Raw genomic sequence first — 19,837 nt, 5'->3', positions numbered from 1 at the left:
TCCTCCTGCCTGCTCAACGGGGAGTGCCCTCGGATCCGGGCGCCGGTGGGCGTGCGCCGGCGCTGATCGTCGACCCACCGCTCAACACCGTCTGCGCGGCCGCGAGGAACGCGTCCTCCTCGTCGGAGGTCGCCACCACCGCGTCGATGCCCGACATGACCAGCTGATTCGTGAGGGCACGGCTACGCGACGACAGCAGAGCGAGCACGCGGATGCCGGCGGTTCGGAGCGCCGCGATGACGTTCAGATCGCGCGAGGATCCGGAATGGAGGTCGAGCGCGATCACCAGCAGGTGCGGCCAGCGGGTGCGGTCGGTGCGCTCGATCCAGGCGAGGAACTGACTCAGCGTCGCGGTGGCGTGGACCACCTCCAACCGCAGGTCCTGAGCCAACAGCTGCCCCACGCGCGTGCGCTGGAGCACGGACTCGTCCACGACCGCAGCCCGGCGCACGCGCCGCGCCGCGCTCCCGTCACCGTGCACGTGAGCTCCCTTCGGAAGTGCCCGCCGAAGCGGAAGTGATGCGGAGGTCATACGAGACCCCCGAAAGGGGTCGTCCCAGGCTCGGAGATGAGCGGCACAGCCGACTCGCCCCGAGCGGAACGGGGTGAGGGCAGAGGCGAGGAGACGGATCTCCCCGCCTCTGCCCTCGCAGCGCGGCCGACGTCAGACGCCGGCTCCGCGCCGGCGAACCCGTGTCAGCATCGCACCGGCGAGGAGGGCGAGCACGGCGGCAGCGGTGGCCGCGATCGGAACCGTGCCGCCGGTGGCGGCGAGATTCCCCGCGCCTCCGGTCGTCGGTGTCGTCGGGGCTGCGGGCGTCGGGGTCGGGGAGACGACGACCGGTGCCGCCTCCACCGTGACGGTCTGCGCCGCGTCGTCGATGTCCTGGTGCACCGCGAGCGGTTCGCCGGAGGCCTCCGCGCCTTCGAAGAGCGCCTCGAACGCGACGAGCACCTCTCCGTCGAACCCTTCCGGCACGATGAAGTTCACATCCACCGAGCCCTCCGGCGTGGTGGGCGTGAACGTCGTCGATCCGGTGATGCCGGTGGGCTGGCCGTCGGACTTGCGCATCAGCTCTCCCCAGAGCGTGTACGTGGTCCCCGGCACCAGGTCCTGATAGGCCACGGTGTCGATCACCGTTCCGCCGTTCCAGTCCAGCACCCGGTCGCCGTCGGCGGCGTCGACCAGCGAGGTGCCGATGGCGGGCTGGGCGGCGCCCGGCTGAGCGGTCCACTGCACGGTGGCTTCCGCGGTCGTCTTCGTCGTGTCGGGTGCGACGAGGATGATCGACTGCGCGTGGTCGGCCGCGGTCGGCGTCCCACCCGGGGTGTTCGGCACCGAGATCACCGTGCCGGTGCTGCTCGACCCCTGTGCCGCGACCTGCACCGTGGCGCTTCCTGCCGCCGTGCCGCCGCGAAGGTCGAGGTAGAGCTCCTGACCATCGGCGACGGCGCTCAGGTCGAGTGCTGTCCCGTTGCCGTCGGTGACCGACACCGCAGGGTCGACCGTGACGGCGACCGACGTCTGGTTGGTGTTCACCACGAACGGCCCCACCAGCGTCCCGGCCGTCTGCGCCACGGTCGGCGCCGTCACGGCGGCGGTGACCTCGAAGTCCTCGGGGAGAGCCCTGGGCTCGCGTTCGCGCCGTTCACGAGGTACCAGTAGGCGGCCTCCGAGTCGGGGGTCTCCCACGCCCATGCGGCATCGAAGGTCAGGTCGGTGTACCGCCAGAGGGCGTACTGGGTGGCCTCGATGGCATCGTTCCGCGTGATCGCCGGCACGCCGGCAGCCGCCCCGAACTCCTCCAGGCTCACCGCGGGATAGCTGTTCGCCAGCACCCACAGCACCTTCCCTGCCACAGCAGGGTCGGTGAAGTGGTTGCTGCCCAGGTAGCTGTCGATGTCGCCGGCGGTTCCCACGAGTCCCGTCCGTGCCGAGACGTCGTGCTCGATGCAGTACGCCCAGTAGTCGGGGTCGCCGGTCTGGACGCCGTCAGACCAGATCGGGAACACCCCGGTACCGCCGTACCCCTGCTTGCTGCCGATGTAGACCGCATCCCCGGGTTCGACCTCCGCCGCCGTGGCCGCGCCGAGTCCGACGGGGGCGACGACGGCCCCGAGTGCGAGCAGTGCGCCCGCGACCCACCGCCCCGCGCGCATCGCGCTCTTCGTGCTCCTCATCGCTCGTCTCCCGTGCCGGTCATGCCTGGCACGCGGGGTTCACGGCCGTGAAGGTGAACGGTCCGACCCAGATGTTCTGGACCGTCCTGCGCGACAGACCATTCCCCGGCACTCGCGCCTCTGTCTTTTCCATCTATCCAACTCCCCTTCGATTCGGACGACCATGGGTCGATACATGAAGAAGGAGTCGGAGGGGTCGGAAAGGTGACGCGAGGGGTCAGAACTTTTTCCGAGAGTCCGGGGCACAGTGCCGGGGCGGTCTTCGCTACGGAAGCTCGGCGAGGTCGATATCGTCGTCCTCTTCGTCTGCGTCGTCGGTCGACGGCATATCCGGATCGATGCCTTCTGCCTCGACGGCCGGTTCGTCGTTCGTGTCGTTCTGCGGGTCGGACATAGGGGCTTCCTCTCGCGGTGGGTGGGCGACCAGTGTTCCTCCAGAGCCGGTCCTGCGCCTTCCCGTTGACAGGACGCGCGACCGGGCCCACAATCAGTCGTCGAACTCCGAGGAGAGGGCCGCGCTGAACTGCTCGACTTCTTGCTGCGCGTGCGACAGTCGAGAGGCCTCGGCGCCGATCTCGCTCAACGCCGTCGGTGACGCGTGGTGTGCGCGGGCCGTGCGGAGATTCGCCCGGAGGGTGACCGATGCTCCGGCGATCCCCGAGGCGAGCGCGGCGGCGCCCACGGCGAGGTCAGCACTCAGATGAGGGTTCCCGATCTCGCGAAGCAGCCTCATCTCGCGGATCAGTTCGACCCCGACACGACCGATTCTCCCTGCGGAGTGAGCGGCGCCGAGCGCGGATTCGCGGACTCGCACGTCGCGATCCGGGTGATCCGGAGCGAGCCCGAGGGCCGCTCCGAAGTCCGCGGAGACCGCACCGTCGGCCTCGGCTGCGCGCAGCGCGTCGGCGCGAAGCTCGACCAGACGACCCGCGGATGCCGCTGCGCGGGGTCGTCGGGCGTGTACGCCGCGACCATCCTGAAGAGGGACGCGGCGACGCCCAACAGGATTCCCGAGGCCGCGCCGCCTCCCGGAGCGCCGGTCGAGTCGCCGAGCTCCGCCAGCCAATCGTCGACAGGGAGTGAGGTCGGCACCTCGCTGCTCTGACCCCCGCTGCTCACCTCACGCGAGTCGACGTCGCCCCACGGATCTCATCCGTCTTCGGGGTCGTCGGCAAGGACATCGCCGTCCGCGTCGTCCCCATCGGTCGGCGGGACGGTCGGCGGAGTGCCCTTGCCGTCTTCGGCTCCCAGGTTGTCGTTCTCCTCGGGGCCGGGCGACCCCTCGGTGCTGATGTCGTTCCGGTCGTTGCTGCTCATGTCGCGCTCCTCTCGTGTATCCCACGATCGTGGGGGGTGCAGCCGAGGAAGGCGAGCGGGTTGACAAGCCCGTCGTCAGGCGGTGGCGAGGGGAGGCAGGTGCGGGATGGGGACCGGGCGTTCGGCGCGGCGTCCGGAGTGGAACCGCTGCACGTCTTCGAGCACGTCGGCCGCGGACATGTACGAGCTCGCGAGCGGGAGGTCGCGCAGCCATACGGCTTCGACCTCCACCGCGTCGACCTGATACACGCAGGCGACGGTACGGCGTGAGTCGTCGGCTGCGTAGCGGTGATCGAGGATCAGCCACTCGGTATCGGTGATCTTCCTGAGCTCGAATCGGGGATCGGGCATCGTGAACATCTCAACACTCCCATCAAGGTCAGCATCAGCCGCTGAGGAGCGCACCGCACCCGAGGACGCAGAATCCTGCACCAGGTGGTCGAACGGGCGCCCGTCAGCCCGCCAGAATTCACCGAATATTCTACGATGAGCCAGCATATTGCTCAACTCGGTCGGGGGTGCCGGGCGGTCGGCTCGGGGCGGAGTCGCCGGTCCGTCGTCAGCGACGCACCCGCGCGCGGGTCTTCGCGACGCTCGCGAGGGTCGCGCGCATGGGGGTCCCCAGATACAGGCCCAGGGAGGCGCCGGAGGCGAGGCCGATGCCGATGACGGCGGCGTCGATGAGCGATCCGCCGGCGAACAGCATCCCGGTCGAGGTGCCGGCCGCGTGCACCATCTCGAGAAGTCCTTGGAACACCGCCACACCGGGAACCAGGGGAACGATCGCCGCGGTCGTCACCGCGACCGACGGCACGTGCAGGTTGCGGGCGATCAGCATTCCGACGACGCTCGCGAGGAGGGCGCCGAGCGCGCTCGCCGCAGCGGAGTGGAGGTTGAGCGCGACTGCCCCCGAATATCCGGCGATGGTGAGGGCGCTCAGCAACGCGCTCACCAGGATGATCCGAATTCCCGCGCCGTTGAACACGGCCACGGCCACGGCGATGATGATCGCCCCGGCGAACTGGCCGAGGAGCGGGCCGAACGGCGCAGGGTCGTCGGGGAGGTCCATCGTGAAGCCCAGGACGCTTCCGAGTTCGAGCCCGACGAGAATGCCGATCACCACTCCGAGGGTCTGCATCGTGAGGTCGAGGATGCGTCCGCCCGCGGTGAGGGCGAAGCCGTCGATCGCGTCCTGCGCGGCTCCGACGACCGTGAGACCTGCCAGCATCAGCACGATGCCCGACGCCACGATGATCGACGGGCGGATGCCGACGAAAGGCTCGATCCCAGCGGCCCCGAGCGCCGACACGGCGACCGCGACGACGGTGGTCACGAAGCCTCCCGCGATCTGGCTGAAGAACAGGGGACGCGCAGTCGCGCGAGACCGGCCTGGGTCAGGGCGGCGCACAGTGCGGCCACGAATGTGAGACCCACGATGAGCGGGGAGGCGCCGAGCATGATGCTCACTCCGACCGCGAGCAGCGCGCGTGCCACGATGACGACCGGCTGCTGGTAGCGGAACGGCATCCGACGGATCACCCGGAAGGCCGTGCGGGCCGACTCGAGGTCGAGTCCGTCATCGATGTCGGCGACGAGCGCCTGCACGCGCTGCAGCTTCGCGTGGTCCGGCGCCGTCACCCGCACGACGCGGACCAGCGTCTCTGGCCAGACCTCGCCGCTCAGGTGGAACGACACGGTGATCGAGTTGTAGGTGACGTCGACCTGGACGCCCTTCATCCCGTACGCGTCGCACACCCGTGTGATGGCGAGCGTGACCTCATGGGCGGAGGCGCCGACCGCGAACATCGATTCGCCGATCCTGGTCGCCAGATCGAGCACGCGAGGGACGGTGCGCTCGTCGATGACCGGCATGGCCTCGGTGTGCGCGACGGCCGAGGGGTCGGTGTGCAGCAGGCGGCGCACGGACGTGAGCAGCGGCCGACGGGATCTCGCGGACATGTCGTCCATTCTCCCGGCCTCCGCGGGCTTCCGTGCGACGCGACAGGGGTGTCCCCGCCCGGACTCAGACCGCGGCGGAACTCGTGCGAGGGAACAGCGTGGGGGTGAGGGTGATCGTGCGGTGGCGGTGCTCGGCGGGGAGGAGATCTCCTCGTAGAGCACCTGGGCGGCGATGCGGCCCATCTCGTGTCCCGGCTGTCCGACGCTGGTGATCGGCACGGAGCTGTCCTGCGCGAAGTGGTTGTTGTCGTAGCCGACCACGGCGATGTCCGCCGGGACGCGGACCCCGGCGAGCTGCAGGGTCTGGATCGCTCCGGCCGCCAGCGCATCCGAGGCGGACACGAGTCCTTCCGGGCGCTCCGCCGCAGGGCGGGAGCTGAGCTGCTCGCCCAGCGCGTACCCTCCCCGCACGGTGATGCTGTGCGTCTCGATCGTCTCCAGATCGGCGCCGTCGACCTCGGCGACGGCTCGACGTGCGCCGGTGTGGCGCTGGGCGATCGCGGAGAGCGAGAACGGCCCGCCGGCGAACGCGAGGCGACGAAGGCCCTGGTCGAGCAGGTGCCTTGCCGCCAGGTAGCCGCCCAGCTCTTCGTCGACGACCACGCCGCAGGAGTCTTCGTCGCCGGGCCAGTTCACGTGCACGACGGGCATGCCGCGATGCCGTGCGGCGCGGGCGGCGTCGAGCGGCGCGTCGAGCGGGGCGAGGAGGATCCCTGCCACCTTGGCCTCTTCGAAGACGCCGATGTACGAATCCTGCTTCGCGAGGTCGACGTCGCTGTTGGCGAGCAGGAGGCGGATGTCGTGCTCGTCGAGCTCTTCCTCGACGCCTCGCGCCATCTCGACGAAGAACGAGTTCCCGACGTCGACGATCACGAAACCGACCGTGTCGGCGCGTCCGGTGACGAGGGAGCGCGCCGCGTTGTTGCGCACGAACCCGAGTTCGTCGATCGCCCGGAGCACCCGCTCCCTGGTCTCCTGCGCCACGATCTGCGGGTTGTTGAGCACGTTCGACACGGTGCCGAGGGCGACTCCCGCGTGCCGAGCGACATCCGCCATCACGGGCCGGGGTCGTCCGGTGTCGGGGGAGGAGCCTGTCATGCGTGTCCGTTCGTCATCGATTCTGCATTTGCGTCTTGGAGCGCTTCAAGCGTACTATCTGAAGCGCTTCAAGTGTGTGATCAACGCGGCTCGCCCGTTTCAAGGAGGAAAGAATGAAGCTGACCACAGCACAGCTCTGGAGGCGCGGTGCGTTCACCGCGATCGCCGGAGCATCGGCCCTCGCCCTCACCGCCTGTGGCGGCGGTGGCGGATCGACGGCGGGCACCGACTCGCTGTCCCTGTTCGTGAACGTCGAGAACACCGAGGTTCCCGCCGTCCTGGAGACGCTCGCCGGCGGCGCGTGCTCCGCCGAAGGAGAGACGCTCCCGCTCGACGTCGAGACCGTCCCGCAGTCCAACCTCGACCAGCAGCTGCAGCTGAAGGCCGGACAGGGCGACCTGCCCGTGCTGTTCAGCGCCGGCAACGCGCCCGCCCTGACCAAGACACTCGCCGACTCGGGCAACGTCGCCGACTTCGAGGAACTCCTCACCGACCTCGACGTGATCGACGACATCGAGCCGGCGGCCATCTCCACGATCGAGAACCTGTACGGCGGATTCCGCGCGCTGCCGTTCGAGTACAACGTCGAGGGCATCTGGTACAACAAGCAGATCTTCGCCGAGCAGGGCATCGACGAGCCCCAGACGTTCGACGACCTGGTCGCCGCCGCCGACACGCTCGACGCCGCGGGCATCCAGCCGTTCTCGGCCAGCGGCGAGCAGGGCTGGCCCATCACGCGCCTGATCTCCAGCTACCTGTTCCGCGACCTCGGACCGGATGCGCTCCAGAAGGTCGCCGACGGCGACGCGAAGCTCACCGACCCCGAGTACGTCGCGGCCGCACAGGCGATCGCCGACCTCGGCACCAAGGGCTACTTCGGTCAGGGCGTCGGCAGCATCGACATGGCGACCAGCGAGAACCAGTTCCTGAACGGCTCCGCAGCGATGTTCTACATGGGCTCGTGGTTCCTGAGCCAGGCGAACGACCCCGAAACCAACCAGATCGGCGCCGAGAACGTCGGCTTCATGCCGTTCCCCGGCGTCGACGGCGGCAAGGGCGACCGCTCGCAGTTGGCCGCCAACGTCGGACTGCCGATCACCATGAACGCCAAGGCCGTGAACGACGACACCGAGGCGTGGCTGAGCTGCATCACAGAGAACTACGGTTCGGTCGCGCTCGAGCAGGAGAACCGTGTCTCGGGCTTCGCTCTGAACACCGAGGTCTCCGACGTGCCGCCGCTCACCCAGATGGTGCAGGAGCAGGTGGCCGACACCGAGACCACCGTGCTGTGGTTCGAGGCGCTCTTCTCCGCGGAGGCCACCACGACCAGCCAGCGCAACGCGGCTCCCCTCATCAGCGGCAGTGTCTCCGCCGAGGACTTCATGTCGATGGTCCAGGCGGACCTCGACCAGTAACAGCCCCGAGGGGGCGGCGACCCGAACGCCGCCCCCTCATCCTTCAGGAGAACGTATGCAGAACGTGCTGGGCGATCGCAAGGCGATCGCCATCCTTCTCGGTCCCGCCCTGCTCATCTACTCGGTGGTGATGCTCATACCGGTCGTGTGGTCGATGGGCTACACGCTGTTCGAGGGCAACGCCATCATCGGGTTCGAGTTCGTCGGCTTCGACAACTTCGCGCGCCTGATCGGCGACTCCGAGGTGCACGCGGCGCTGCTGTTCACCCTGAAGTACGCGGTCGTCGTCACGATCGGCCAGGTTCTGCTCGGCTACCTCCTCTCCCTCCTCTACGTGTTCGCGCTCAAGCGCGCCTCCGGCATCGTCCGCACCCTCGTGTTCTTCCCCGTGGTCATGCCGACCGTGGCGGTGGCGCTGCTCTTCCAGCAGCTCTTCTCGATCGCCCCCACCGAGGGCGTCGTGAACTCGGTGCTGTCGGGCCTCGGCGGCGTCCCCGTCGACTGGTTCGGCGACGGCGGCAGTGCGTTCATCGTGATCGCGATCATGGACATCTGGCGCTCGATGGGCTTCTACGGTGTGCTGCTGTACGCGGGCCTGATCGACATCCCCGAAGACGTGCTGGAGTCGGCACGCCTCGACGGGGCGAGCGGCTGGAAGCTCGTGCGCCACATCGTGCTGCCCCTCTCCGCACCGGTGCTCGTCTCGTCGCTGATCTTCTCCATCAACGGCACCCTGAAGGTGTTCGACAGCGTGCTCGCCCTCACCAACGGCGGGCCGGGCACCTCGACGAGCCCGCTCACCATCTCGATGTTCGACAACGCGTTCACGTACGGCAACTACGGCTACGGCTCGACCATCGCCATGCTGCTCACCATCATCTGCCTCGTGGTGACGGTGTTCATCTTCCGCGCCAATGCGCGCACCGCGAAGAAGGGAGGCGTGGCATGAGCACCTCGATGACCGCATCCCGCCGCGCGACGAGAATCCTCCGCAAGGCCCCCATCGCGATCCTCGTGGCCGTGCTGCTCGTCGTCGTCGGCTACCCGCTGATCTGGCTGCTGCTGGGCTCGTTCAAGTCGCAGCGCGAGTTCCTCGAGGCGCCGACGTGGGCATTGCCCGAGCAGTGGAACTTCGACAACTACGTCATCGCGTGGGACACGGCCGGGCTCGGCCAGTCGCTCTTCAACAGCGCGATCACCGTGCTGCCCTCGCTCTTCCTGATGCTGCTCCTCGGCACCGCAGCCGCCTTCGCGCTCGAGGTGCTCGTGTGGAAGGGACGCAGCGGTGTGCTGATCGTGTTCCTCGCCGGCATCATGGTGCCGACGCAGATGATCCTGCTGCCGCTGTTCAGCACCTACTTCCAGCTCGGGCTCACCGGGTCGCTCTGGCCCCTCATCATCACGTACACCGCGACGGGCATGCCGCTGACGGTGTTCCTGATGGCGACCTACTTCCGGGCGATCCCGCGCGAGGTGTTCGAGGCCGCGACCCTCGACGGCGCGAGCATCTACCGGCAGTTCTTCTCGGTGGCCCTGCCGATGATGAAGAACGGTCTGTTCACGGTCGGGCTCGTGCAGTTCTTCTTCTTCTGGAACGACCTGCTCATCGCGCTCACCTTCGCGAACTCCGGAAACCTGCGCACGTTGCAGGTCGGACTCCTCAACTTCAACGGTCAGTTCGGCACCACCCAGTACGGTCCGCTGTTCGCCGCGATCAGCATCAACGTGTTCGCGCTGCTGATCATCTACCTCGTGCTCAACCAGCGCATCCAGAAGGGCCTGACGGCCGGAGCGGTCAAGGGATGAGCGCCCGTACCCCTGAAAGGTCAACAGTGAAGGTCTCCCTCCCTCGTTTCGAGCACGTCGACGACGCCCTCGGCCTCGGTTCGCGCACCCCGCGCATCTCGTGGCGCACGCAGGCGCCGGAGGGGTGGACGCAGCACGGGTGGCAGCTCGAGTGCACACGGGACGGCGATGTCGTGGTCGCCTCGGGCTCCGACGCGGAACAGGTGCTGGTGGCCTGGCCGTTCGAGCCGCTCGAGTCCCGCGAGCGGGTGCAGGTGAGGGTCCGGGTCCGCGGTGCGGATGGCGCGTGGTCCCCGTGGAGCGACGCGGCCGAGGCCGAGACCGGACTCCTGGAGCCCACGGACTGGGTCGCCGCTCCGGTCGGCGCGAGCTGGCCTGAGGCGCCCGACACCGAGCGCCGCCCCGCGCTCGTGCGCCGCACCTTCACGGTCGACCGGCCCATCGCCCGTGCGCGCCTGTATGTCACGGCCCACGGCCTGTACGAGGCGGAGATCAACGGCGCCAGGGTCGGCGACCACGAGTTCTCACCGGGCTGGACGAAGTACGACGAGCGCCTCGTGTACTGGACGTTCGACGTGACAGGCCACCTCACCGAGGGTGAGAACACCCTCGGCGCCTGGCTCGGCGACGGGTGGTACCGCGGACGCCTCGGCTTCAACGGCGGGTACCGCGACCTCTACGGCACCGATCAGGCCCTCATCGCCCAGCTGGAGATCACCCACGACGACGGCAGCCGCACGACCGTGGCGACCGACGCCGACTGGTCGGCGGCCCCCAGCCCGATCCTCGTGTCCGGGCTCTACGACGGCGAGAAGCACGATGTCCGCGCCGAGCAGCCCGGCTGGTCGACGCCGGGAGCGGAGGCGGAAGGATGGACGCCCGTGCGCGTCGGACACCGCGACCCGCGGACGCTCGTCGCCCCCGTCCTGCCGCCGGTGCGGTGCACGGAGGAGCTCGCGCCGGTGACGGTCTCCCGCATCGACACGACGACCCACCTGCTCGACTTCGGGCAGAACCTCGTCGGCCGGCTGCGGGTGCGGGTGCTCGGCGCGGCGGGGCACACGATCGAGCTGCGGCACGCCGAGGTGCTCGAAGACGGCGAGCTCGGCATCCGTCCGCTGCGTCTGGCCGCCGCCCACGACACGATCACCCTCGACGGCGGACCCGCGCGGATCTGGGAGCCGAAGTTCACCTTCCACGGCTTCCGGTATGCGACCGTGACCGGGCTCGACGAGATCGAGGAGGGCGACGTCGTCGCCCGGGTCATCCACAGCGACATGCGACGCACCGGCTGGCTGGAGACCTCGAACCCCGACCTGAACCGGCTGCACGAGAACGTGCGCTGGGGCATGCGCGGCAACTTCCTCAGCATCCCGACGGACTGCCCGCAGCGCGACGAGCGCCTGGGATGGACGGGTGACGTGCAGGTGTTCGCCCCGACCGCGTCGTTCCTGTACGACTCCGCGGGGTTCCTCGAGAACTGGTTGACCGACGTCGCGCTGGAGCAGCTGCCGGACGGGACCATCCCGTGGTTCGTCCCCGTGATCCCCGGCGGTCCCACGTGGAACCCGATCCGCACGGGGGCCGTGTGGGGCGACGTCTCGGTGCTCACGCCGTGGACCCTGCATGAGCGGTTCGGCGACCTCGACGTGCTGCGCCGGCAGTACGACAGCGGGCGCGCCTGGGTCGAGCGGATGATCGCGCAGTCCGGACCCTCCCGGCTCTGGCGGGACGGACATCAGCTGGGCGACTGGCTCGACCCCGCCGCGCCGCCGCACGACCCCGCGGACGCCCGCACCGATCGATACCTCGTCGCCGCCGCGTACTTCGCGTTCTCGACGCGGCGACTCGCCGACACGGCACGCCTCCTCGGGCTCGCGGCCGACGCCGACCGTTATGCGCGGGTCGCCGACGAGGCCCGCGACGCATTCCGCGCGGAGTACGTGCGGCCCGACGGCACGCTCACGTCCGACGCGCAGACCGCGTACGCCCTCGCGATCCGATTCGGTCTCCTGAGTGCGGCCGAGGAAGAGGCGGCGGGTCACCGCCTGGCCGCGCTGGTCCGCGAAGCGGGCAACCGCATCGCCACGGGCTTCGCCGGCACTCCGGTGATCAGCGATGCACTGACCGCGACCGCGCACGTCGATACCGCGTACGACCTGATCCTCGAGACCGAGTGCCCGTCGTGGCTGTACACGGTCAGGATGGGCGGTACCACGATCTGGGAGCGCTGGGACTCCATGCTGCCGGACGGGACCATCAACCCGGGGGAGATGACGAGCTTCAACCACTTCGCCCTGGGCAGCGTGGCCGACTGGATGCACCGGGTGATCGGCGGACTGTCGCCGGCGGCTCCCGGCTATCGCAGGATCGATTGGGCGCCGCAGCCCGGCGGCGACCTCGACCACGCTCGGCTCGCGTTCGACTCGCCGTACGGTCTGATCGAGGGGTCCTGGGAGCGCGTGGCCGACGGGATCCGCTACTCCCTCTCGGTGCCGACGGGCGTCGAGGGCACGATCCGCCTGCCCGGCCAGGACGAGGTCCGCATCGCGTCGGGCGGCCGCTTCGACACGGTCGTTGCCGTCCCCTCCGCGGTGGCCGCCTGAGGCGCGGTCAGCGCGTCATCGACTGCCGATCGATGCGGTCGACTCGCGAGCGATCAGCTGCGGGGTGATGACCTTCGCGGAGTGGACGTGGTGGGAGCCGTCGTCGAGCTCGTCGAGAAGCAGCTCGACGGCGTCCAGACCCATCGACTGCTTCGGCTGCCCGATGGTGGAGAGCGCGTGCCGCCCGTCGAGGCCGAGGTCGCCGTAGCCGATGACACGAGCGTCGCGCGGGGCGGAGATGCCGTGCCGGGAAAGACCCTCGAGGACTCCGGTCGCCAGCTGGTCGTTGATGCAGAAGATCCGTCGGGGGGCACCGCTCGCGATGATCTGCTCCGCGGCCGCTATCCCCGCCTCCACGGTCATCTCGTCGACGATGATCTCGACCAGCTCGCCCTCGGAGCGTCCGGCGTCCCGCAGGGCAGCGAGCGAACCCTCGTAACGGTCGCGGCATTGCGTGATCGAGTGGTGGCTGTTGATCAGGGTGACCCCCGTGCCGGGTGTGCTCAGCAGGTGCTCGACGGCCAGCCTGCCGCCGTGTACATCGTCGACGGCGACCGAGCACCCCTGGGCGGTGTCGATCAGGCGGTCGACGAGGACGATGTGCGTGCCGATGCTGCGCAGCATCGCGAGCCGCTCGGCTTCGGGGTTGATCGGGACCACGAGCGCACCGGCGGCGCGCTGCTGCGCCAGCAACTCGAAGTGACGCCGTTCGCGTGCGGGGTCCTCGTGGGTGACGCACAACGAGACGGCGTAGTTGTGCTGGTCGGCGGCATCGACGACCGCATCCGCGATCGCCGCGTAGAACGCGTTCGTCACCTCGGGGATGATGAGCCCGAGCACGCGGCTGGCGCCGCCGCGCCGGAGCGTGGCGGCGGAACGGTTCGGGACGTAGCCGAGCTCGTCGATCGCGGCCTGGACGCGGCGGCGCATCGCTTCGGAGACGAGGTCCGGTCGGTTGATCGCCGTCGACACGCTGCCGACGGAGACGCCGGCCAATCGCGCGACATCGATCTGATCCGGTTGTCGCTCAGTGTTCACGTGCTCTCCAGAAAATGCGGTCGCCGCCCGCCAGCGCCGCTGTCCACGCCGACGACGTACCCGCCGGACCGTCCCTAAACCTACCGCCCGCGATCAGCGATTCACGTGAATCATCGTCTTGACCTCCGTCGTCAGCGGAACCGTCCACGCTTCGATCGCGCGATCGAAGGGGAGTGTGCGGCTCACCAGGGAGTCCGCGTCGATCCGCCCTGTCGCCACCGCATCGATGACCGTCGGCCAGGTGAATGCGTACCTCATGACGCCCTGCACCGACACCTCTCGCTCGATGATCGCCGGCATCGGGATGGAGGCGTCCTGGGCGCCGACACCGATGAAGATCGCTCGGCCGCCCGGCGCGACTTTGAGGCAGCTGTCGTGCCGGACGACTCCGACCCCGGTGCACTCGATCACGGCGTCGAACAGCTCGTCGACGGATGCGAGGTCGGCAGAGACCTCGCATCCGAAGCTCGCCGCCTTCGCGCGGCGCTCGCTCTGCGGCTCGACGAGAACCACACGTGAGGCTCCCTGGAGGAAGGCCAGCTGTGCGGCGAAGAGGCCGATCGGTCCGCCGCCGGTGATGAGGATGCGGCTTCCGGCCGAGACGCCTGCCTTGCGGACCCCGTTGAGGGAGACCGAGATCGTCTCGACCATCGCGGCGGCGTCGTCGCTCATGGAGTCGGGGATGTCGAAGGCGTTCTCCGCGGGCACGTTCAAGTACTGCTGGAGAGCCCCGTCGGTGCCCGGAACGCCGAAGAACCTCTGGCCGGGGTCGAGGTTGTAGCTCCCGCGTCGTGCCTGAGGCGAGAGGGGGTCCGCCATGAGCGGTTCGACGGAGACGCGCTGCCCCACGCGCGCCTCATCGCCGCCCGGGCCCACTTCGACGATGCGCCCGCCGAACTCGTGGCCCAGCACCAGCGGCTCGGAGACGATATCGCTGCTGGCCCGTCCTTCGAGGTAGAAGTGCTTGTCGGACCCGCACACGCCGACGGAGCCGATCTCGACACGTACTTCGCCCGGACCCGGCCGGAGGACATCCCTCCTCTCGAAGCGCAGATCTTCTTTGCCGTGCAGCACGAGGGCGCGCATCGTGCGGGACGTGTCGGTCAACAACTCTGGTGACATCGTGTTTCCTGTCTTCTCGCGGTTCTCAGGCCGTGATGGCGACTATTTCGGGCCGCCCGCTTGACGAGCTTCCCGCCCTGAGCATAAAGTTGGGGCCGCCACCTGAGACGTTTCAGTTTCAGGGACTATACCGCACCGATGTGGCTGTGGTGAAGAGAGCTTGAAGCGTCGCACGCGACGCGGAAGGGATCATCGTGGATCTCACAGCAACAAGAATCCGAGCGGCGGCAGCCGCCGTCCTCGTCCTCGGTCTCGCCTTGACCGGTTGCGCCGGACAGGCCGGAGGAGGAGGCGGCGCTGAAGACGACACCCTCAAGATCGGTGCGATCTACCTCGACACGCAGGGCTTCTATGCCGGCGTGAAGAAGGGCGTCGAACTCGGTGCCGAAGAAGCAGGCAAGAAGGTGGAGTTCGTCGAGACGAACGCCGCGGCGGATGCCTCCAAGGAGTCCGCCTTCATCGACACGCTCATCTCATCTCAGGTCGACGCCATCCTGCTGTCGGCGGTCTCCGCCGATGCTTCCGCGCCAGCGCTGCGCAACGCCTCGAACGCCGACATCCCGGTCGTCTGCTACAACACCTGCATCAACGAGGCCGACGCCGAGGAATACGTGAAGGCGTATGCCTTCGGCGATCCGGTCGAGTTCGGGTACAAGACCGGAGAGGCGGCCGCCGACTACTTCGAGGCGAACGCCGTCGCCGACCCTCGGATCGCCGTGCTCAACTGCGAGTTCGTCGAGGTGTGCGTCGACCGCCGCGAAGGCTTCGAGAAGGCGCTCACCGACCGCGGCATCGCCTATGAGATCGTCGCGAACCAGGAGGGGACCGATCCGACCGAGTCCATCGGCGTGGCGGAGAACATCCTCACAGCCAACCCCGACATCGACGCCTTCTACGGCGAATCCGGCGGCGCGGCCATCGGCGCGGTGAAAGCGGTCGAGAACAAGGGGCTCGCCGGCACGACGGTGGTGTTCGGATCCGACATGACGGCCGACCTCGCGAACGCCCTCGTCGACAACACGATCCTGAAAGCCTCGATCGACGTCTCGGGCATCGCCGTGGGCAAGGCGGCGATCGCTGCCGCCATCGCCATCCTCGACGGCGAGTCGCAGGAGTACTCGGTGCCGGTGCCTATCGACGTCTACACGACGCCCGAGCAGGGGACCGAATGGCTGGAGACGCACCCGGACGGCATCCCGTAAACCCTCATCACCGATCGGGAGAGCACAATGATGGCAATTGATGAGCCTGTCGCCGAAGTCATCGGCGCATCGAAGCACTACGGCCCCGTCGTCGCGCTCGACGACGTGAGCTTCACGATCCGTCGGGGCGAGGTCCGGGCACTGCTCGGCAAGAACGGCGCGGGAAAGTCGACGCTCATCCGCCTGCTGTCCGGGGCCGAGGCCCCGGACAGCGGGGACGTGGTCCTCGGCGGCGAGCGGCTCGGCGCCGGCGGCGTCGAGGGCGCGCATCGGCTCGGGGTCCGCACGGTCTACCAGGAACTCTCCCTCATCGGCAGCATGAGCGTCGCGGAGAACATGTTCATGGGACGGTGGCCGTCCGCCGCGGGAGCGCTGAGCTACCGGCGGATGCACGCCGCGACCCGCGACGCGCTGGCACGTCTCGACCTCGACATCGAGCCGGGACAGGCTGTCGACGATCTGAGCGTCGCCGACCAGCAGCTGGTCGAGATCGCCAGGGCCATCCACGACCAGCCGCGGCTGCTGATCCTCGACGAGCCGACCAGCTCGCTCGCGGCCGCAGAGGTCGGCCGGGTGCTCGACGCCGTGCAGACCATCGCCGCCAGCGGTGTCGCCGTCCTCTACGTCAGCCACCGCCTGAACGAGATCCGGCAGGTCGCGGACACGGCTTCCGTGATGCGCGACGGTCGCCTGATCGACACCCGGCCCCTGGCAGACGTGGACACGCGCGAGGTGGTGCACATGATGATCGGGAACGCCGTCGAGCAGTTCGCCCCCGTGGCGGAGGCTCCGACAGAACTCGGCGAGGTCGTGCTCGATGTCTCGGACATCCACGACGCGCCGTTCCTGCACGGGGTCTCCCTGAGTGTCCGGAAGGGCGAGGTGCTCGGGATCGCCGGGGTGCTCGGAAGCGGTCGGACCGAACTGCTCAAGATCGTCAACGGCGTCACCGCGCCGGCGTCGGGCACGGTGCGTGTGCACGGCCGGGACCTCACCGGCCGGGGACACCGCATCGCGCTGCGCAGCGGCGTCGGCATGACTCCGGAGAACCGCAAGCAGGACGGCATCTTCCCGCAGCTCGGCGTCGACGAGAACATGCTGGTGTCCGACTGGCGAGCGGTCTCGGCAGGCGGATTCACCTCGCCCCGCAAGATGGCCGCATCGGCGACCGCGTTGATCGAGCGTCTGCGCATCAAGACGTCCAGCGCCAGAGCCGAGATCGACACTCTCAGCGGCGGCAACCAGCAGAAGGCGATCATCGGCCGCTGGCTGCATGCCGAGAGCGACATCCTTCTGCTCGACGAGCCGACACGGGGAGTCGACGTGGAGGCCAAGGCGCAGATCTACGCGCTCATCAGGGAGCTCGCGGCCGCCGGCAAGTCGATCGTCTTCGTCTCCAGCGAGATGGAGGAGCTGCCCTCCGTCTGCGACCGCGTCGTCGTGCTCCGCGGCGGACGGATCGTCGAAGAGCACCGCGCGCCGAACATCGACATCGATGCCATCCTCTCGAGCGCCATCGCCGAGCACTGAGCTCTCCCATACCCGAAGGACACCTCATGACCAGCACACTCACCCCCGGCGCACCGGGGACGACACATGGCGTGCCGTTCCTGCGTGCTCTCAACACCCAGCGGATCAACGAGATCGGGCTCGCGGTCGCGATCATCGTGCTCGTGATCATCCTCTCCGTCGTCGCCCCAGGGTTCGCGACCGAGAACAACGTCTGGAGCATCCTCCGCGACGCGGCCACGGTCGGCATCGTCGCATGGGGCGCGACCCTCGTCATCGTCTCCGGCGAGATCGACATCAGCATCGGGCCGGCTGTGGCCTTCTGGTCGGTCATGCTCGCCGAGATGGCCGGCCCCTGGGGAATCGGACTCCCTGGCGGCATGGTCGCCGTGCTCATCGGCGGTCTCGTCGTCGGCGGGCTGGCCGGCTGGCTGCGGGCGGTGCTCGGCATCCCGTCGTTCATCGTCACGCTCGGCCTGTGGAGCGCCTACCGTGGGCTCGCGCAATTCATGACCAACGCCCTGCCCGTCCCCGTCGAGACCAGCGAGTTCATGGACGTGCTCGCGGGCTCGATCGGTCCCGTGCCCACGCCCGTCGTCGTCTTCTTCGTGCTCTTCGTGATCTTCTATTTCGTCTCGACCCGCACGAGCTTCGGCCGCTCGGTCTTCGCGGTGGGCGGCAATGCGCGCGCAGCGATGCTCTCCGGCATCCATGTCACCCGCACGCGCATCGCGGTCTTCGCGATCACGGGCCTGCTCGCCGCGGTGGTCGGCATCCTTCTGACCGCCCGTCTGGGCTCGGGTAACAGCGGTGCGGCGACCGGACTGGAGTTCGATGTGATCGCCGCGGTCGTCGTCGGCGGCACTGCGCTCGCCGGGGGTCGAGGGTCGATGCTCGGAACGCTGTTGGGCGTCATCTTCATCGCGATCATCGGCAACGGCCTGATCCTGCTCGGCGTCAACTCGTACATCCAGGACGTCGTGTCCGGCGCGATCATCGTCGTCTCGGTGCTCATCAACATCCTGCTCAGCCGAAGGGGGAAGAAGAGTGTCGAGTGACCAGACCGTTCCGACCGCCGACCACACCCCGACCCATCGAGGACTCTCATGACCACGCATCCCTTTCCTGTGATCGCTCCCGAACCGCTCTCCCGCGTCACGTACGGGACGCCGAAGATCGCACTCGTGTCCGGCGGTCTCGGCGTCTACTGGGGGCAGTTCGACGGACTGCTCGACACCGTGCGCGCATCCGCGTCGACCATCGCCGACCGCATCGAGGGGATCGGAGCGACCGTCACCGACTTCGGTGTGGTGTCCGATCCGGTCGACGGCGCGGCTGCCGCCGACCGCATCCGACAGGCCGACGTCGACCTGATCGTGCTCTTCGTCTCGACCTACATGACGAGCGCCCAGGTGCTGCCGATCTTCAAGTACGGGGGCGCGCCCGTGCTCCTGGTGTGTCTGCAGCCGGGGCGGAGCATGGACCACGCGAACTTCGGCACGGGGGACTGGCTCGGTTATGCCGGGTCGGCCGGCCTCCCGGAGATGTGCGTGGCGCTGGAGCGCCTCGGTCTCCCGGCCAGGAGCGTGTCCGGATACCTCGACGACGAGCGCGCCTGGACGAAGATCGGCCGCTACGTGCGAGCGACCGGGGTGGTGGCGAACCTGCGCCGCGGTCGCTACGGTCTGCTCGGCCACCTGTACCCGGGGATGTTCGACATCGCCTCCAACATCACGTCGACGTACTCCACGTTCGGGGGGCACGTCGAGATCCTCGAACTCGACGACCTGCGCCGCCTCTACGACGGAGTGACCGACGCCGAGACCGAGGCGGCGCTGACCACGGTGCACCGCGTGTTCGCCGTCGACGAGGAAGCAGACCTGGAGAACATCAGCTTCCAGGCGCGCGTCTCGGTCGCCCTCGATCGCCTGATAGAGGAGTACGACCTCGACACCCTCGCCTACTTCCACATGGGCAACTCCGACGACATCTACAGTCGACTGGCCACGGCGTTCCCCATCGGCGCGACGCTGCTGTCGACCCGCGGCGTTCCTACCGTCACCGAGTTCGAGCTGCGTGCGGGCATCGCGATGTTCATCACCGGGCAGCTGGGTGGCGGCGGCACGTTCACGGAAGGACAGGCGCTCGACTTCGACCGCGGCCACGTCGAACTCGGCCACAACGACGCCGCAGACGCGTCGATCACCTCGGACCGTCCCGTCCTCCGCAACCTCGAGGTGTTCCACGGCAAGTCCGGGGGCGGGGCGTCCGTCGAAGCGACCGTGCGGCCCGGTCCCGTGACCCAGTTCTCGATCGGCGAACTGCACGATGGCCGCCTCCGATTCATCGCGTCGGAGGGCACAGCCGTACCGGGGCCCGCCATCAGGATCGGCAACACGACCACGCGGGTCGACTTCGGGTGCGATCCGGGCGACTGGACCGACGCCTGGGCACAGTCCGGCTCGACTCACCACTGGTCGATGGCCGTCGGCCATCTCGCGAAAGACATCGAGGTTCTCGCCGACCTCCTCGGCGCAGAATTCCGCCTGGTCCAGCCTTAACCCGGACCCCCGACACTTCCCCT

19 protein-coding genes and 1 pseudogene are annotated in these 19,837 nt (G+C 68.7%); 8 read left to right on the top strand and 12 right to left on the bottom strand.

Going from position 1 to position 19,837, the window contains the following annotated elements; translation table 11 throughout:
• Positions 1 to 13: 13 nt before the first annotated feature.
• From K1X59_RS17015 to K1X59_RS21865, 10 genes and pseudogenes are all read right to left on the bottom strand, one after another.
• Entirely contained in the window at positions 14 to 481 is a 468-nt protein-coding gene (locus K1X59_RS17015) for a response regulator transcription factor (RefSeq protein ID WP_183150912.1), read from the bottom strand.
• A gap of 183 nt (positions 482 to 664) precedes the next feature.
• On the bottom strand, positions 665 to 1,594 hold the full coding sequence (locus tag K1X59_RS17010; protein WP_183150911.1) for a VaFE repeat-containing surface-anchored protein: 930 nt from the start codon (positions 1,592 to 1,594) through the stop codon (positions 665 to 667).
• Complete coding sequence (locus K1X59_RS17005; RefSeq protein WP_183150910.1) at positions 1,591 to 2,181, bottom strand: thioester domain-containing protein; 591 nt, start codon at positions 2,179 to 2,181, stop codon at positions 1,591 to 1,593. Before K1X59_RS17005 ends, K1X59_RS17010 begins: the two co-directional genes overlap by 4 nt.
• Before the next feature lie 265 nt (positions 2,182 to 2,446).
• Positions 2,447 to 2,575 (bottom strand): hypothetical protein, encoded by a 129-nt coding sequence (locus K1X59_RS21880; protein WP_258566908.1) that lies wholly within the window; start codon positions 2,573 to 2,575, stop codon positions 2,447 to 2,449.
• Between the two features lie 93 nt (positions 2,576 to 2,668).
• On the bottom strand, positions 2,669 to 3,079 hold the full coding sequence (locus K1X59_RS21875) for a cyclodeaminase/cyclohydrolase family protein (RefSeq protein ID WP_396652593.1): 411 nt from the start codon (positions 3,077 to 3,079) through the stop codon (positions 2,669 to 2,671).
• 113 nt (positions 3,080 to 3,192) lie between these two features.
• Positions 3,193 to 3,273: pseudogene (locus tag K1X59_RS22965) on the bottom strand (hypothetical protein); the annotation flags it as partial.
• A gap of 57 nt (positions 3,274 to 3,330) precedes the next feature.
• Positions 3,331 to 3,498 carry a hypothetical protein gene (locus tag K1X59_RS16990; protein WP_183150908.1) on the bottom strand — a complete coding sequence of 56 codons (168 nt, stop codon included), beginning with the start codon at positions 3,496 to 3,498 and terminating at the stop codon, positions 3,331 to 3,333.
• A gap of 75 nt (positions 3,499 to 3,573) precedes the next feature.
• Positions 3,574 to 3,849: a hypothetical protein gene (locus K1X59_RS16985; RefSeq protein ID WP_309491593.1), complete on the bottom strand. Its 276-nt coding sequence runs from the start codon at positions 3,847 to 3,849 to the stop codon at positions 3,574 to 3,576.
• A gap of 208 nt (positions 3,850 to 4,057) precedes the next feature.
• Positions 4,058 to 4,831 (bottom strand): threonine/serine exporter family protein, encoded by a 774-nt coding sequence (locus K1X59_RS21870; protein ID WP_258566906.1) that lies wholly within the window; start codon positions 4,829 to 4,831, stop codon positions 4,058 to 4,060.
• Complete coding sequence (locus K1X59_RS21865) at positions 4,828 to 6,555, bottom strand: substrate-binding domain-containing protein (protein ID WP_258566905.1); 1,728 nt, start codon at positions 6,553 to 6,555, stop codon at positions 4,828 to 4,830. Before K1X59_RS21865 ends, K1X59_RS21870 begins: the two co-directional genes overlap by 4 nt.
• A 113-nt stretch (positions 6,556 to 6,668) precedes the next feature.
• Here K1X59_RS21865 and K1X59_RS16970 point away from each other — a divergent pair, with 113 nt between their 5' ends.
• The 4 genes from K1X59_RS16970 to K1X59_RS16955 are packed head-to-tail and all read left to right on the top strand — an operon-like array spanning position 6,669 to position 12,382.
• Complete coding sequence (locus tag K1X59_RS16970) at positions 6,669 to 7,970, top strand: ABC transporter substrate-binding protein (RefSeq protein ID WP_183150906.1); 1,302 nt, start codon at positions 6,669 to 6,671, stop codon at positions 7,968 to 7,970.
• Between the two features lie 55 nt (positions 7,971 to 8,025).
• The gene (locus K1X59_RS16965) at positions 8,026 to 8,919 is read left to right on the top strand and encodes a carbohydrate ABC transporter permease (RefSeq protein ID WP_183150905.1); all 894 of its coding nucleotides are present in this window, start codon (positions 8,026 to 8,028) and stop codon (positions 8,917 to 8,919) included.
• Positions 8,916 to 9,776: a carbohydrate ABC transporter permease gene (locus K1X59_RS16960; protein ID WP_183150904.1), complete on the top strand. Its 861-nt coding sequence runs from the start codon at positions 8,916 to 8,918 to the stop codon at positions 9,774 to 9,776. The genes K1X59_RS16965 and K1X59_RS16960 overlap by 4 nt, the downstream gene beginning before the upstream one ends.
• Positions 9,777 to 9,802: 26 nt before the next feature.
• A complete protein-coding gene (locus K1X59_RS16955) occupies positions 9,803 to 12,382 on the top strand; it encodes a glycoside hydrolase family 78 protein (RefSeq protein WP_220173609.1) in 2,580 nt (859 codons plus the stop codon).
• Positions 12,383 to 12,397: 15 nt separating this feature from the next.
• On the opposite strand, the gene K1X59_RS16950 is transcribed toward K1X59_RS16955, so the two are convergent.
• Both K1X59_RS16950 and K1X59_RS16945 read right to left on the bottom strand, forming a co-directional pair.
• Positions 12,398 to 13,420 carry a LacI family DNA-binding transcriptional regulator gene (locus K1X59_RS16950; protein ID WP_220173608.1) on the bottom strand — a complete coding sequence of 341 codons (1,023 nt, stop codon included), beginning with the start codon at positions 13,418 to 13,420 and terminating at the stop codon, positions 12,398 to 12,400.
• 93 nt (positions 13,421 to 13,513) lie between these two features.
• Complete coding sequence (locus K1X59_RS16945) at positions 13,514 to 14,542, bottom strand: alcohol dehydrogenase catalytic domain-containing protein (RefSeq protein ID WP_183150902.1); 1,029 nt, start codon at positions 14,540 to 14,542, stop codon at positions 13,514 to 13,516.
• A gap of 194 nt (positions 14,543 to 14,736) precedes the next feature.
• Here K1X59_RS16945 and K1X59_RS16940 point away from each other — a divergent pair, with 194 nt between their 5' ends.
• From K1X59_RS16940 to K1X59_RS16925, 4 genes are read left to right on the top strand one after another with little or no spacing between them, the layout of a single operon-like run.
• Complete coding sequence (locus K1X59_RS16940; protein WP_183150901.1) at positions 14,737 to 15,744, top strand: substrate-binding domain-containing protein; 1,008 nt, start codon at positions 14,737 to 14,739, stop codon at positions 15,742 to 15,744.
• A 27-nt stretch (positions 15,745 to 15,771) separates the two neighbouring features.
• Positions 15,772 to 17,274 (top strand): sugar ABC transporter ATP-binding protein, encoded by a 1,503-nt coding sequence (locus K1X59_RS16935; protein WP_210274190.1) that lies wholly within the window; start codon positions 15,772 to 15,774, stop codon positions 17,272 to 17,274.
• 26 nt (positions 17,275 to 17,300) lie between these two features.
• A complete protein-coding gene (locus K1X59_RS16930) occupies positions 17,301 to 18,311 on the top strand; it encodes an ABC transporter permease (protein ID WP_183150899.1) in 1,011 nt (336 codons plus the stop codon).
• A gap of 48 nt (positions 18,312 to 18,359) precedes the next feature.
• Entirely contained in the window at positions 18,360 to 19,814 is a 1,455-nt protein-coding gene (locus K1X59_RS16925; RefSeq protein WP_183150898.1) for an L-fucose/L-arabinose isomerase family protein, read from the top strand.
• Positions 19,815 to 19,837: the final 23 nt, after the last annotated feature.

Origin of the sequence: Microbacterium sp. Se5.02b (assembly GCF_019464375.1) — a bacterium.
GTDB lineage: Bacteria > Actinomycetota > Actinomycetes > Actinomycetales > Microbacteriaceae > Microbacterium.
The sequence above is the reverse complement of the archived record's forward strand: the minus strand, read 5'-3'. Positions and strand labels throughout refer to the sequence as shown.